Here is a 12,819-nt window from a genome sequence, read left to right as displayed (position 1 = left end):
ACATGACCGGCATCGAACTCAGCAGTAACGCGTTCAACGACCACTCCTTCCTCGCGCGCCGGTACTCCTACGAGGGACCGAACGTCTCCCCGCCGCTGGCCTGGAGCGGCGTACCGGACGACGCGGCCGAGCTGCTCCTGCTCTGCGAGGATCCCGACGCCCCGTCGGGCACCTTCGCGCACTGGGTCGTGGTCGGCATCGACCCGCACAGCGACGGCGTCGAGGCCGGGCACTGCCCGCCGGGCGGCACGGAGCTCGTCAACAGTTACGGACAGCAGGGCTGGGGCGGCCCGCATCCCCCGCCGGGTGACGACGCCCATCACTACTTCTTCCGGCTCTACGCCCTGTCCGAACCGTGTGTCCTGCCCGACGCGCCCGGCGCGGACCAGGTGCACCAGGAGGTCGAGCAGCACCGGATCGCGGACGGGACGCTGGTGGGGCTGTACCAGCGCTGACGCCGACGACGAGTCCGTCCGCACCGGCGAAGCACAACGGTTGGTTGTGACTCGGGTGCCGGACGGTTGTTTGCCTGCCCGGCCCGGTCCTCGCTTGGATGGCTCCCGGTCAACACCGGGTTGTCCGCGGGAACTGGGAGTGTGCGCCGGGTATGGCGGGCAGGCGGTCGCTGGGGCGGCGGTTCGGGTGGCTGTGGGGTGCCTACGCGGTCAGCACGGCCGGTACTTGGCTCGCGTTCGACGCGTTCGCCCTGATCGCGGTCCTCGTGCTGCACTCCGGGCCGGCGCAGGTGGCGCTGCTGGCCGCGGTGGGACCGGCGGTCGGCGCGGTGGTGTCGGTGCCGCTCGGGCCGTGGGTGGAGGTTCGCCGCAAACGGCCGGTGATGATCGCGACGGACCTGGTCCGGTGCGCGGTGCTGTTGAGCATCCCCGTGGCGTTCGCGCTGGGCCGGCTGGGCTTCGGTCAGTTGCTGCTGGTGTCGGTGGCCGTCGCGGCGGCCGACATCACCTTCAACGCGGCGGCCGGGGCGTTTCTGAAGGACCTGGTGCCCCGGCGGGACCTGCTCGTCGCGAACGGTCGGTTCGAGGCGACGAACTGGACCGCGAGCATGGTCGGGCCGCCGCTGGGCGGGGCCGCGATCGGGCTGTTCGGCCCCGTGACGAGCGTGGTGGCGAACGCGGTGAGCCATCTGCTCTCGGCGTTCGGGATCGGGGCGATCGGCGGCGGCGAGAAACCCCCTGCTCCGTCCACCTCCACCGGGACCCGGCCCCGGGCAGGCGACCTGCTCGAAGGCTGGCGGTACATCCTGGCCGATCCGGGCCTGCGCCCGCTGTTCTTCCACACGGTCCTGTTCAACGCCCTGGTCATGGCGGCCTCGCCACCGCTCCTGGTCCTGATGGTCGATCATTTGCGCTTCGCCCCCTGGCAGTACGCACTCGCCTTCGCGGTGCCCTGCACCGGCGGGCTGCTCGGCTCCCGGCTGGCGCCACGGCTCGTCGAACGGTTCGGCCGGCACCGGGTGCTGCGCACGGCCGGGGTGCTGCGGGCGGGCTGGTCGCTCGGACTGGCCTTCGTCGGCCCCGGCGCGGCGGGGCTGGCGCTGGTCATGGTGGTCGAGTTCGGGCTGATCACCTGCTGTGCCGTGTTCAACCCGGTGTTCGCCACATACCGCCTGGAGCGGACCCCCGCGGGCCGGGTCACCCGCACCCTGTCCGCCTGGTCGGCCACCGGCAAGGCCACCCTCGCGGCCGTGACCGCGCTGTGGGGCCTGCTGGCGGGACTGACCGGCCCCCGCACGGCCATCGCCCTCGCCGGTGCCCTCCTCCTCGCCACCCCGCTCCTGCTCCCCCGCCGGGACCACGCACCGGACATCGGCCCCGGGCCGACTCGCCTGCCGCTCAAGGCGGACGGCGGCTGACCGGGGCCGACGGGGTGGTTTCCGGGTCGGCTCAGACCGCCCCGGGCACGTCCTCCGTGACGCCGTTCAGCGGGGAGGCCGGGTCGGTGCCGTACGGGCGCGTGATGATCTCCAGGCCGTGGCCCGCCGGGTCGAGGAAGTACACGCCCCGGCCGCCGTCGTGGCGGTTGATGCGGCGCGGCTGGTTGCCGTGCGGGTCGGCCTGGATGGGGATCCGGGCCGCGACGAGACGGGCCAGGGCGTCGTCGAACTCCTCCTCGGAGACGAGGAACGCGTAGTGCTGCATGGGAATGTCGGCGTCGATGGTGAGAAAGTCCAGCGTGACGCCGTTGGCCGTCGTCACCGGCAGGAAAACTCCGGCCGGTGCCCCGACCTCGAGTCCCAGGATCTCCGCGAGGAAACGAGCGGACTTCTCCCGGTCACGGGACAGGACGATGGTGTGATTGAACTCGACTGACACTGGTCAATGCCTCCACGGGCATCTTCGCGGCGCCTCCATGCCTCACCCGGCCGGTGACCGGCACGCGATGCCGCGCCGTGGATCGTAGACAGACGTGGTGAGGGGCGTCGAGCGGTTTTCGGCCGCATCCGGCAGGGTGGCCGAACGCCCCCCGATTCCACGAAGTCCCTGCCGTCCCGGACAACCCTGACAATTGTCAGGGACCGTGTCGCCCCGGGTCTCCCTACAGTGCTGAGCGTCGGCCAAGCGCCGTACCGCCGCAGATCAGTTCAGGGGGAACTCGACATGTCCACTCGCATCTTCGCCAGGGCCGCGCTCGTCGGCGCCGGGGCGCTCGCGCTGCTCGGCCCGATCGCCGCGGGAACCGCCTCGGCGTCGGCAGCCGGCCAGGAGGGCGTCGCCCGCGTCAAGGCGGCGCCCTACGCGGTCGTGCCGTACGAGAACGTCAACGTCCGCTACGGGCCGGGCACTTCCTACGGCAAGATCACCACCAGCCCGGCGGGTCAGCCGCTCGGCGCCTACTGCTGGACCCGCGGCGAGACCATCCGCGACAACGGCTACGTCAACGACGTCTGGGTGAAGCTCCTCGAGGGCTACGTCAGCGCCGTGTACCTCAAGGGCAACGAGTACGGCGACCTGCCGGCCTCCGCGCGCTGCTGAACCCACATCATGACCACTCCCGACCACACCATCGTCCTACGGGGGACAGACACATGAAGCGACTGATCAGCCGTACCACCATGGGCCTCGCCGCCGCCGCGCTCACCGTCGGCGCGCTCGCCGGCACCGCCCACGCGGCCCCGGCCGCCGCGGCGAACAACGGCGACCCGACCCTCACCGACGTCTACATCTGGGCCACCGACGTCAACCTGCGCCAGCAGCCGACCACCGAGTCCCCGCGTCTCGCGGTCCGTTCGAAGTGGTGGGGGGACGCCGTGTGCCAGACGCAGGGCCAGCGGGTCACCGACCCGGCCGTGGGCACCAACAACTGGTGGACCGCCGTCATGGAGTTCTCCGGCAGTGACATCGCCTGGGTGAACAACCTGTACATCCGGGGCGGCGAGAAGATCGCCGGAGTCCCGGACTGCTGACGCGCCCTTCGCTCCACAAGTCTGCGGCGGGTCACCGAGTGATCGGTGACCCGCCGCAGGCCCCTGCCGGTCAGCAGTAGCCCATCGGGCCCATGTCCGTGTAGTAGACGTAGTCGACCTTGACCCACCCGGTGACGTTGCCCCGGTGCGCGGTCAGGTAGATCCAGTGACCGTCGCCGTTCCAGCAGTGCGCGGTGAACGTCTCGCGGAAGTAGCCCTGACCGTGGATCGTGCCGTCCACCGGCCTGCTGCGGATGTTGACGCCGTCACCGAGGAAGTAACCGCCCCGGGACTGCACCTGCTGCGTGGACGCGCCCGAATCGGGCGCCTGCTCCTGGGCGTTGGCCGTGACGGGCGACAGCATCAGGGCCGCGCCCGCCAGGGCGAGACACGCGGCGCGCCGGATGTGTCTGCGCATGTCTGACTCCTTCTCGTCGTCCTGTGTGGGGTGGGCGCGGCTCAGTACCAGCCGGTCGAGGTCAGGTCGTGGCCGTCGCAGGAGAGCAGCGCGCGCGAGACGCGGCCGTTGAGGTTGTTGCCCATCTGCGTGTAGGCGTAGTTGATGCCGGGGTCGACGGTCTCGGAGACCCATCCGTCGACGCGTCCCGTGCCGTTGTTCGAACGCTGGAGTACGGCGGCGCAGTTGACCCGGGAGTTCTCGATGCGGGCGAAGGAACCGCACTTGTCGGAGTAGAAGTACTTCAGGGCCATGCCTTCGGCGTACTTGGTGGGCCCGACCTGCCGGAACGAGCCCGAGCAGAAGGAGGTGGTGGGGTACTGCCCCTCCTGGCCGTAGGCCCCGTAGTTGCCGCCCGAGTAGGGCGCGGCCTGGGCGGAGGTGGGAAGAAGCGCCATCACCGCGGCGGCGCCCCCGGCGGCCAGCAGTGTCCTGAGCGATCGGCGGCTCATGAGCTCTCTTTCGTAGTCGACGGGTGGTCTGGTCGTGACCGTACGGGCCGTCACCACATCCACGACACCTGACACTTATCAGGGTCGAACACCCAGGTCGTCTCGTTTCGGGGGCTCCCTGACATACGTCAGGACCGCCCGCACGTCACCGCCTCCTAATGTGGCGGCGCGGGGGCAGGTCCCGCCGGACACTCGGGTGACCACGAAGGGCAACCATGCGCACACTTCTGCGCGGCGCCGCCGCGCTCGCGACCGTCGTCACGATCGTGTCGCTCCCGGGCGGGGCGACGGCGGTTCCCCGGCCGGCCACGGCCGTTCAGGCGGACCGCGGCACCGAGGCCGTGCAGATCCCGGACGGTGTCACCGCCGGGATCGCGGTCTTCGACCGCCGCACCGGCACCTTCACCGAACAGGTCGACGAGAGCGCGCGGTTCCGGTCCGCGTCGGTCGTCAAACTGCTGCTGGCCCTGGACTTCCTGTGGGACCGAGGGCCCGACTACACGGTCCCCGAGGCCGACCGGGCCCGGCTGGAGCCGATGCTGCGCAGCAGCTGGGACGATGCGGCGGACCACTACTGGTCGGACTACGGCGGCCCGGCGATCATCGACCGGATGTCCGCCCGGCTCGGTCTGCGCGACACCGCGCCGCCGCCCGCCGAGTACGCGGGCTACTGGGGCTACACCGCCCTGTCGGCCCGCGACACCGTGACGATCTACCGCTACCTCCTGGACAAGGCGCCCGCTCCCGTCCGTGACTTCGTCATGGACAATCTGCGTCGCTCCACGCGCTGCGCCTCGGACCGCTTCGACCAGCACTTCGGGGTCGCCGGTTCGTTCGAGCGTCCCTGGGCGGTGAAGCAGGGCTGGTCCGGGAAGTACGCGAAGGGGACGTGCGGCGCCTCGGGAACCACGGCCGGGGCAGAACCGGCCGCCGCTCCCGCCGTCAAAGCCGCCAAGGCCGCCGCGGCCGTGGACCTCACCCGTCCCGCGCTGCACACCACCGGCACGGTGGGCGCGGACGACCGGGCGATCGTGGCCGTGCTGACGCTGCATCCGGTCGGGACGTCGTACGGGAAGGCCTACACCGACCTCGGCCGGCTGACCCGCTCGCTGAACGTGCCGGGCGGGGTGCGGCCCTCGGGGACGTGGTTCGGCACCTGGGGCGAGTTCGTGAACGTCCGCAAGGGTCCGGCCACGGGCGATGCCCGGGTCACCCAGCTCCCGGCCGGTGTCGAGGTGCTGGTGGGCTGTCAGGTCCGGGGCCAGGTGGTCAGCGTGCCGCCCTACACCAATGAGTGGTGGGCCTATCTGCCCCAGTACGGGGGCTACATCTCCAACATCTACGTCAGCTCGCCGGACAACCGGCTGCCCAACGTCCCGGAGTGCGGCTCGGCGCGGCCGTGACGGGAGCGGGGGACGAGCGGTGGGCGGGGCCCTGACGGGTCCGGCCCACCGCTCGCGTGTGCGCGGGGGTCAGCGCTCGTAGGCGTCGAGGTAGCGCAGCACCTTGTCCACGTGCGGCCGGACCCGGGCCGGAACGCCGCCCTCCTCGATGACCGTGCGGTCGCTGGTGCGGTAGCCGGCCGCGACCAGCGCGGGCAGGTCCTTCTTCGGCAGCCCGGCCTGTTTGAAGCGCTGGTCGAGCCAGCACACGTACAGGCTCATCGTGGCGATCGCGTCCGGCGGCGACATGTGGTCCTTGTCGCCGTCACCGTCCCCGTCCACGGCCCAGGCGCGGAACACCGACGGGGTCCACATGGCGATGCCGTACTCCTCGCTCTCCGGGCGGGACGCCTTCGTGTCGAAGCCGCTCTCGGCCTTGATCAGCGCGGCGAGCAGAACGGGCGTGATCTCCTCGTCGGTGCAGCGGTGGGCGGCGCGGGCGATGACGGGGCGCAGCGCCTCGGGTACGTCGGAGTCCGCGGGTATCTCACCCGGCACCGGTCTTCGCGCGCCGGTCGCGGCGGCGGAGACACCGTTGTCACCGTCCTCGTCCCGGGTGCCGATGCCTCCACCCAGCAGGGCCACCCCGGCGACCGCTCCGGCGGTCAGCACGACGAGCCCGGCCGCGAGGGCCGGCACCAGGCGTCCCCGACGGCGGCGTGGACTGCCGGTGATGTCCTCGATCCTGGCGGCGATGCCGGACGCGGTGTGCGGGAGCCGGGCGGTGTGGTCCGGCGCCAGGCAGTCGGCGATCAGCCGGCGCGTGTCGTCGGCGAGGCCGGCGTCGAGCCGCAGGGGTGCGGTGCCGCGTGCGTAGCTCTGGGCGGCGAGCGAGCGGGCCCGGGCCGTCGCGCCCGCGAAGGGGTGGAGTCCGCCGGTGAGCACCTGGTGGGCGAGGACACCGTAGGCCCAGATGTCGGCGGTGGGCCGGACGACGGCGCCCCGGGTGCCGGTGCGCTGGGACCACCATTCGGGCGGCAGATGGTCGAGGGTGCCGAGCGGCGGCAGATGGGCGTGGGTGCCGTCGAGTTCGGTGGCAAGACCGAAGTCCGCCAGCCACACCTGCCCGCCCGGGCCCAGCAGGACGTTGGCGGGTTTGAGGTCGCCGTGCACCCAGCCGGCGTCGTGCATATGGGCCAGTCCGGCGGCGACTCCGCGCAGGACGCGTTCGGCGCCGTCGATCGGCCGGCCGCTCCCCGCGGCGTCCAGTACGTCCTTCAGGCTCGCCTCGGCACGGTCCATCACCAGCGCGATCGCACCGTCCAGGGCGGGCAGCTCAGGGGCCTCGACCGTGCACACGGCGTGGGTCCTGACGAGGTGAGGGTGGTCCGCCTCGGCGCTGAAGCGGACCTCGCGTGCCACGAGTTCGCCGAGCGCGGCGCGCTGGCCGGGGCCCAGGGCACCGGTCGGCAGCACCTTCACCGCCACGGGCGTGCCGTCGGCGACCGTACGGGCCTCGTACACGGTCCCCCAGCCGCCGGAGCCGATGACCGCGCCGACCTCCCAGCCGTCGATCCGGAAGCCCTCGGGGAGGCAGGGGCGAGGCGCCTCCAGGTCGTCGTCCCGGAGATCCTGGGGATCCTGTGCGTCGGGTGTCGTCATGCGCCGGCCTCCTGCGGGGCGAGACGGCCTGCGCTGCGGGGCGGCAGCAGGCCGAGGTGCTCTTCGCGCACGAGGCCGAAGCGCAGGGCGACCGAGGCGAGCCGGGTGCGCTTGGCGCCGGTGCGGCCGCCGTCGGCTCCGGCCGTGCTCTCCTCGCCCAGATCCAGGCGCAGTTTGGCGAAGGCGAGATAGTCGATGTGGTAGTTGACCGCGGAGCGGGTCAGGTCCCGGCAGGACTCCAGGGGCCGCAGCCGCTCGACGATCTGCCCGACGCCGGGCAGCGCCGAGTCGGAGGGGTCACGCAGCCGCGGTTCGCAGAGGGCCACCAGGACGAGGAAGTACTTGGAGGTGGGGTCCAGGGCGAACGGGTGAACGGTCTGTTCCCCGCCGCCCGGCGAGGACCGCTCGCCGAGGTAGGCGTGCTGGGGTGCGAACACCTTGAAGGCGGCGCTGCCGGCCAGGGCCGGGAGCACCACCCGGGAGAACTCGAAGGGCACGGGCGCTCCGAGGCGCCCGGGGGCGACGGTGAGGTACTCGCCGGCTCCCTCGAGGTTCTCCACGACGTACGACACGCTGCGGCTGAAGTTGGACAGCCGCCAGTAGTCACCGGCCGCCTCGAGCTGCCCGGCGCGGCGGGAGACGCCGGGGTCGGTCAGGGTGATGCGCACCCCGGTGCCGCCGGGTGCGCCGCGCCCGAAGTCGGCGATGTCCCCGGGCCCCAGGTGGATCAGTTCGGGACTGCCCGTCTCGTCCCCCTCCCACTGCGTGGGACCGGGCAACTGCACGATGATCGTTTCCACAACGGATTCCCCCGATGCTGACGCCCCCGATTTGGTCGCGAGGATTGTACGGGCGGATTCCGGTTGCGCAGAGCCGGCGAGGCCGTCTCAGCGGGCGGATTCCGGACGTCGTGCGACGAACACGAGCTCCCTGCCCGGCCGGTCGGGCGCCTCGCGTACGTCCTCCACCACGAAGCCCCGCGCGACGAGTTCCGCCTCTACCTGCCGCCGCTCGCGAAAGCGCAGCGTCGACCGCGAGGTCAGCACCTGTCCGTCCGCGGCGAACCGATAGACCCCACGGAACGTCACCAACGGGCCGGACACGTCGAGCAGTTCGACGCAGTGCTCGACGGCGCCGGCTCCGGGGACGTCCGTCACGGTGTACGTGGCCTCGCGATTCCACTCCTCCCAAGCCCGGCGAGCCGGGACCCGGGTCTCGAAGACCAGGCGACCGCCCGGCCGCAGAGCTGCCCGGGCCCCTCGCAGGAACGCGTGCCAGTCCTCGGGGTCGGTGAGCTCCTGGGCCGCGTTGCCCGTCATCGTCGCGAGGTCGGCGGTCAGGGGCGGCAGGGCCGTCACATCGCCGTGGATCCACCGCACCCGCTCGCCGCCCGGCTTGCCGCGGGCCACGTCGAGGGACGCCCCGGCGGGATCGACGCCGACGACCTGGAGACCGCGTGCGGACAGCAGCAGCGCGAACACGCCTGTTCCGCAGCCGATGTCGAGCACCCGACGCGCCCCGAACTCCTCCGCCATGCGCAGATACGGGTCGAGGTCGCCGCGGTCGGGGTCGAGCCCGTCGTAGACCGCGGCGAGCCGCGGATGCCGGAAGCACTCGTCAGCCATGCGCCCGAAGGTACGGAGAGCGGGCCGGGGCCGGCCACCGGATTTCGGCGGCCGGCCTCCCGTCGTTCAGCCCAGGCAGATGACGAGCAGGCAGAGTTCCTTCGGCTTCGAGTCCGCGTCCGAGCCCGAGGGGGCGGTCGGGGTGGGGCTCGCCGCGGGCGGGGGTGTCGTGGGGGATGCCGGCTGCCGCGAGTCCGTGCCGTTCTCGGCGGCAGGCGGTGCCGTCGGTTCGGTGGTCTTCGACGCGGACGAACCGGCGCTGCCGGTGACCGTGTCGACGGCGTCCGGGACGGTGCTCCGCTGCGGCGGGGTCGTCAGTGGCAGCTCGCGGGGCGTGGCGGCCGCGTCCGTCCGGGTGTCCTTCGGCGTGGTGCGGGGGTCGGCGGCCCGCGGCTGCTGGTGGCGCGAGGCGCGGCCGGCCTGTGGCGGGGTGGTGGGCGAGGAGCGCGGGGTGTCGTACTGGCTCGACGTCGGTTCGGTGTACGTCGGGGCCTCTCCCCCGGCGCCGCCCATGGTCGTGTCCTCCGGCGCCGTGGCCGCCTGGACGCCGGGCTTGGCGTCCCCCTTCATGGCGGCGACGGTCAGACCGCCTCCGACGAGTGCGACGGCGGTCGCCACCACGGCCCGGCGCTGGTTCTTCTTCCAGCGCGCCAGCTGACGGCGCCGGGCCGCCCGTCCCTGCTGGGGGGCCTGGTAGTCGTCGGCCGCGGCGGGTTCGGCGGCCCCATGACCGTCGGACGGGCCCGCGTCCGGGAGTTCGTGGACACCGGCCGGGTCCGTGGCCGGGGTCTCGCGGCCTCCGAACGGCCCGGGGTAGGCGAGGTGGAGCTCCCGAGTGCGGGCGCGGTTCTCGTCCCACACGGTCCGGTCGTCCCACACGTTGCCGTCACGCCACGCAGGGGTCGCGGAGGGGTCTATGTCCGGGGCGTAGGCGCCGCACCCCGGGCAGACCAAGGCGCCGTTGAGGTGCCGACGGCACGAGGAGCAGTAGTCCATGTGTGGTCTTCCCGATCTGACTGGTGGGATCGAGCCGTAACGCTAACGAGACTTTGGAAGTGCCGTGTGCAGCCTGTGTGACACCCCTGCGCAGATCCTCTGGATCTCGCGTGTGCCCTAGGTGACTCGCGCATAAGGCCGTCGCCGTCCGGGCACACTCGGGCGCCGCCGGCTCCCCTCCCCCTCGGCTCACATCTCCCCGGAATTTCCTGTGAGTTGGCGCACAACCCTTTGAATCCCCCGCGGGTCACACCATGCAGGAGCAACCACCTCGAAGAGTTGCAAGGGGGAAATATGAGATTCATCCGTTCCGTCCTGGCCGCGTCCGCCGTCGCCGCGCTGTCGGCAGGGACCATGACCGCCCTGGCGTCGCCCGCCTCCGCCGCGCCCAACACCACCCCGCAGAAGGTCTGCGGCAGCGGCTACAAGACCGTGAACTCGGCGGCCGTCGGCTCGCTCGGCACGATCTACCTCACGTACAACGCGTCCAACGGGCACAACTGCGTCACGACCATCCGCAACAACCCGGGTACCGCCGTGGACATGTCCGCGTATGTCTGGGTCCCCGACACCGAGGAAGGCGACTCGGACGCGGGGCTCTTCAAGTCGTACGCCGGACCGACCTACGTCCGCGGCAAGGGCCTCTGCGTCGACTGGGGCGGCAACATCGCCAACGTGTACGTCCAGGTGGTCGGCTCCAACTGCGGCTCCCTGAAGGAACACCGGACCACCTTCACCCGCTGATCCCCCTCCAGCCGGGTCACCACTCCCCCGCCGCGCGTTCGCGGGGGACCGTGGTGGCCCGGTTCTTCATGCGGGGGCTCAGGCGCGTGAGGTGAGGATGCTGAGCGCGTTGGCGGCCACGATGGCCGCGACGGCCGCCGACTCGGTCCAGCCCAGGTTCTGGCCGAGGACGATCCAGCCGACCACGGCGGCCAGCACGGGGTTGACGCTCATGAAGAGCCCGAAGACCCGGGCCGGGACGCGGCGCAGGGTCAGGAGGTCCGCCAGATAGGGGACGGCCGAGGAGAGGACACCGGCCACGAGGGCGTAGGCCACGGACCCCGCGCTCGGCGGACGGTCGACGACGAGGACCACGCCGACCGGCAGGAACATCAGGGCGGAGACCCCGGCCGCGGCGGCCGATCCCTGCACTCCGGGGATGCGTCGGCCGACGGTGCGGTTGAGCAGGATGTACGACGCCCAGCAGACGGCGGCCAGCAGCCCGAGGCCCATACCCATGTAGTCGGCGGAGGGCTGCGGTCGCATCAGGGTGACGACGCCCGCCGCGGCGATCAGCGCGCAGCACGCGTCCACAGGGCGGCGCGACGCGGCGAGGGCGATGCTCAGGGGCCCGAGGAATTCCAGCGTCACCGCGAGGCCGAGGCCGATGCGGTCGATGGCGCTGTACAGGGACAGGTTCATCGTCCCGAACACCAGGGCCAGCAGCAGGACCGGCCACCATTGCCGCCTGGTGAAGGCACGCAGCCGGGGGCGGCCGACGGCCAGCAGGACGATCGCGGCCACGTACTGGCGTACGGCGACGACACCGACCGGTCCGAGGACGGGGAAGGCCAGGGAACCGATCGCGGCGCCGGTCTGATTGGACAGACCGCTGCCGAACATGGTGACCAGACCGGCGAGTCGCTTTCCACCGGGGTCCGGGATACCGGGTTCCCGAGTGCCGAGATCCCGAGTGCCGAGATCCGGAGTGCCGAGATCCGGGCCGGAGGACGCCGTGGCGGTTCCCTGCGCGGGCGCCGGCGTCGGTGCGGAGGCTGCGTGCATGACCCGATCCTGAGACGGTCCGGGAGTTGCGCAAAATGCATCCGCGGCGCCATCTATACGCTGGAGTCATGGATGTGGAGCTGCGGCAGTTGCGCTGCCTCGTCGCGATCGTCGACGAGGGCAGCTTCACCGACGCCGCCATCGCGCTCGGAGTCTCCCAGGCCGCCGTGTCCCGCACGCTGGCCTCCCTCGAACGCGCCCTCGGCGTACGGCTGTTGCGGCGGACCTCCCGTGAGGTGAGTCCGACCGGAACGGGGCTGCGCGTGCTGGGACATGCCCGGCGGGTGCTCGGCGAGGTGGACGATCTGGTCCAGGAGGCCGCCTCGGGACATGCCTGCCTGCGGGTCGGTTACGCCTGGTCGGCCGTGGGCCGCCACACGCTGGCGTTCCAGCGCCGCTGGGCGGACACGCGCCCGGAGACGGAGCTGCGGCTCGTCCGCGTCAACTCCGCCACCGCCGGGCTCGCGGAGGGGGCCTGCGACCTGGCCGTGGTCCGCAGGCCACTGGACGACCGCCGCTTCGACTCCGCGATCTTGGGCCTGGAAAGGCGCTTGTGCGCGATGGCGTCAGACGACCCCTTGGCCCGTCGCCGCTCCGTGCGGCTCGCCGACATCGGCGGACGCACCTTGCTGATCGACCGGCGGACCGGCACCACCACGACACAGCTGTGGCCACCGGACTCCCCTCCGGCGACCCGGGCCACCCACGACGTCGACGACTGGCTGACCGCGATCTCGCTGGGCCGCTGTGTGGGCATGACGGCCGAGTCGACCGCGCACCAGTACCCACGTCCCGGCATCGTCTACCGGCCGGTGCGCGACGCCGAGCCGATCGCGGTGCGCCTCGCCTGGTGGCGGGACGAACCGCATCCCGCCGCCCAGGCGGCGCTCGAACTGCTCACGACGCTGTACGGCACGGGATGACCGGCCGCACGTGCCGGAGGAGCGTCCCGGTTCCGCCGATGGTCCCTCCGGGTGACTCAAGGGCGCGCTGAAGCGGTGGCGGCCACCCGTCCGCGGTAGGACGGGACTGC

General features: G+C 72.1%; 15 protein-coding genes. 7 read left to right on the top strand and 8 right to left on the bottom strand.

Features of this window, described 5'->3' with window-relative positions; translation table 11 throughout:
• The first annotated feature begins 2 nt into the window (after nucleotides 1-2).
• Entirely contained in the window at nucleotides 3-455 is a 453-nt protein-coding gene (locus ACIBK5_RS07780) for a YbhB/YbcL family Raf kinase inhibitor-like protein (RefSeq protein WP_399017231.1), read from the top strand.
• Between the two features lie 152 nt (nucleotides 456-607).
• Nucleotides 608-1,873, top strand: a complete 1,266-nt coding sequence (locus ACIBK5_RS07775) for an MFS transporter (RefSeq protein WP_399017229.1) — start codon at nucleotides 608-610, stop codon at nucleotides 1,871-1,873.
• Between the two features lie 31 nt (nucleotides 1,874-1,904).
• Here ACIBK5_RS07775 and ACIBK5_RS07770 read toward each other — a convergent pair whose 3' ends face one another.
• Nucleotides 1,905-2,333, bottom strand: coding sequence for a VOC family protein (locus ACIBK5_RS07770; RefSeq protein ID WP_399017227.1), 429 nt, complete (start codon nucleotides 2,331-2,333; stop codon nucleotides 1,905-1,907).
• Between the two features lie 285 nt (nucleotides 2,334-2,618).
• On the opposite strand from ACIBK5_RS07770, the gene ACIBK5_RS07765 reads away from it, so the two are divergent.
• Complete coding sequence (locus ACIBK5_RS07765) at nucleotides 2,619-2,993, top strand: SH3 domain-containing protein (protein ID WP_399017225.1); 375 nt, start codon at nucleotides 2,619-2,621, stop codon at nucleotides 2,991-2,993.
• Between the two features lie 53 nt (nucleotides 2,994-3,046).
• The gene (locus tag ACIBK5_RS07760) at nucleotides 3,047-3,424 is read left to right on the top strand and encodes a peptidase M23 (RefSeq protein WP_399017223.1); all 378 of its coding nucleotides are present in this window, start codon (nucleotides 3,047-3,049) and stop codon (nucleotides 3,422-3,424) included.
• Nucleotides 3,425-3,494: 70 nt separating this feature from the next.
• On the opposite strand, the gene ACIBK5_RS07755 is transcribed toward ACIBK5_RS07760, so the two are convergent.
• Nucleotides 3,495-3,842, bottom strand: a complete 348-nt coding sequence (locus tag ACIBK5_RS07755) for a hypothetical protein (protein WP_399017221.1) — start codon at nucleotides 3,840-3,842, stop codon at nucleotides 3,495-3,497.
• A 41-nt stretch (nucleotides 3,843-3,883) separates the two neighbouring features.
• The gene (locus ACIBK5_RS07750; RefSeq protein ID WP_399017220.1) at nucleotides 3,884-4,333 is read right to left on the bottom strand and encodes a hypothetical protein; all 450 of its coding nucleotides are present in this window, start codon (nucleotides 4,331-4,333) and stop codon (nucleotides 3,884-3,886) included.
• Between the two features lie 215 nt (nucleotides 4,334-4,548).
• Between ACIBK5_RS07750 and ACIBK5_RS07745 the strand changes: the two genes are divergently transcribed.
• Entirely contained in the window at nucleotides 4,549-5,736 is a 1,188-nt protein-coding gene (locus ACIBK5_RS07745) for a hypothetical protein (protein ID WP_399017219.1), read from the top strand.
• Between the two features lie 69 nt (nucleotides 5,737-5,805).
• On the opposite strand, the gene ACIBK5_RS07740 is transcribed toward ACIBK5_RS07745, so the two are convergent.
• The 4 genes from ACIBK5_RS07740 to ACIBK5_RS07725 all read right to left on the bottom strand — a co-directional run bounded on the left by ACIBK5_RS07740 (nucleotide 5,806) and on the right by ACIBK5_RS07725 (nucleotide 9,998).
• The gene (locus tag ACIBK5_RS07740) at nucleotides 5,806-7,377 is read right to left on the bottom strand and encodes a protein kinase (RefSeq protein ID WP_399017217.1); all 1,572 of its coding nucleotides are present in this window, start codon (nucleotides 7,375-7,377) and stop codon (nucleotides 5,806-5,808) included.
• Nucleotides 7,374-8,177 carry a serine/threonine protein kinase gene (locus tag ACIBK5_RS07735; protein WP_399017215.1) on the bottom strand — a complete coding sequence of 268 codons (804 nt, stop codon included), beginning with the start codon at nucleotides 8,175-8,177 and terminating at the stop codon, nucleotides 7,374-7,376. The genes ACIBK5_RS07740 and ACIBK5_RS07735 overlap by 4 nt, the downstream gene beginning before the upstream one ends.
• Nucleotides 8,178-8,264: 87 nt before the next feature.
• Nucleotides 8,265-9,002 carry a class I SAM-dependent methyltransferase gene (locus ACIBK5_RS07730; RefSeq protein WP_399017213.1) on the bottom strand — a complete coding sequence of 246 codons (738 nt, stop codon included), beginning with the start codon at nucleotides 9,000-9,002 and terminating at the stop codon, nucleotides 8,265-8,267.
• Nucleotides 9,003-9,068: 66 nt separating this feature from the next.
• Nucleotides 9,069-9,998 carry a hypothetical protein gene (locus ACIBK5_RS07725; protein WP_399017212.1) on the bottom strand — a complete coding sequence of 310 codons (930 nt, stop codon included), beginning with the start codon at nucleotides 9,996-9,998 and terminating at the stop codon, nucleotides 9,069-9,071.
• 294 nt (nucleotides 9,999-10,292) lie between these two features.
• On the opposite strand from ACIBK5_RS07725, the gene ACIBK5_RS07720 reads away from it, so the two are divergent.
• Nucleotides 10,293-10,742 carry a spore-associated protein gene (locus ACIBK5_RS07720; protein ID WP_399017210.1) on the top strand — a complete coding sequence of 150 codons (450 nt, stop codon included), beginning with the start codon at nucleotides 10,293-10,295 and terminating at the stop codon, nucleotides 10,740-10,742.
• Between the two features lie 78 nt (nucleotides 10,743-10,820).
• On the opposite strand, the gene ACIBK5_RS07715 is transcribed toward ACIBK5_RS07720, so the two are convergent.
• Nucleotides 10,821-11,786 (bottom strand): EamA family transporter, encoded by a 966-nt coding sequence (locus ACIBK5_RS07715; RefSeq protein WP_399017208.1) that lies wholly within the window; start codon nucleotides 11,784-11,786, stop codon nucleotides 10,821-10,823.
• A gap of 68 nt (nucleotides 11,787-11,854) precedes the next feature.
• On the opposite strand from ACIBK5_RS07715, the gene ACIBK5_RS07710 reads away from it, so the two are divergent.
• Nucleotides 11,855-12,709 carry a LysR family transcriptional regulator gene (locus ACIBK5_RS07710; protein WP_399017207.1) on the top strand — a complete coding sequence of 285 codons (855 nt, stop codon included), beginning with the start codon at nucleotides 11,855-11,857 and terminating at the stop codon, nucleotides 12,707-12,709.
• The last annotated feature ends 110 nt before the right edge of the window (nucleotides 12,710-12,819 follow it).

The sequence above is a fragment of the Streptomyces sp. NPDC050546 genome (assembly GCF_044457425.1).
Lineage (GTDB): Bacteria > Actinomycetota > Actinomycetes > Streptomycetales > Streptomycetaceae > Streptomyces.
This window is presented reverse-complemented; position numbering and strand designations above follow the sequence as displayed.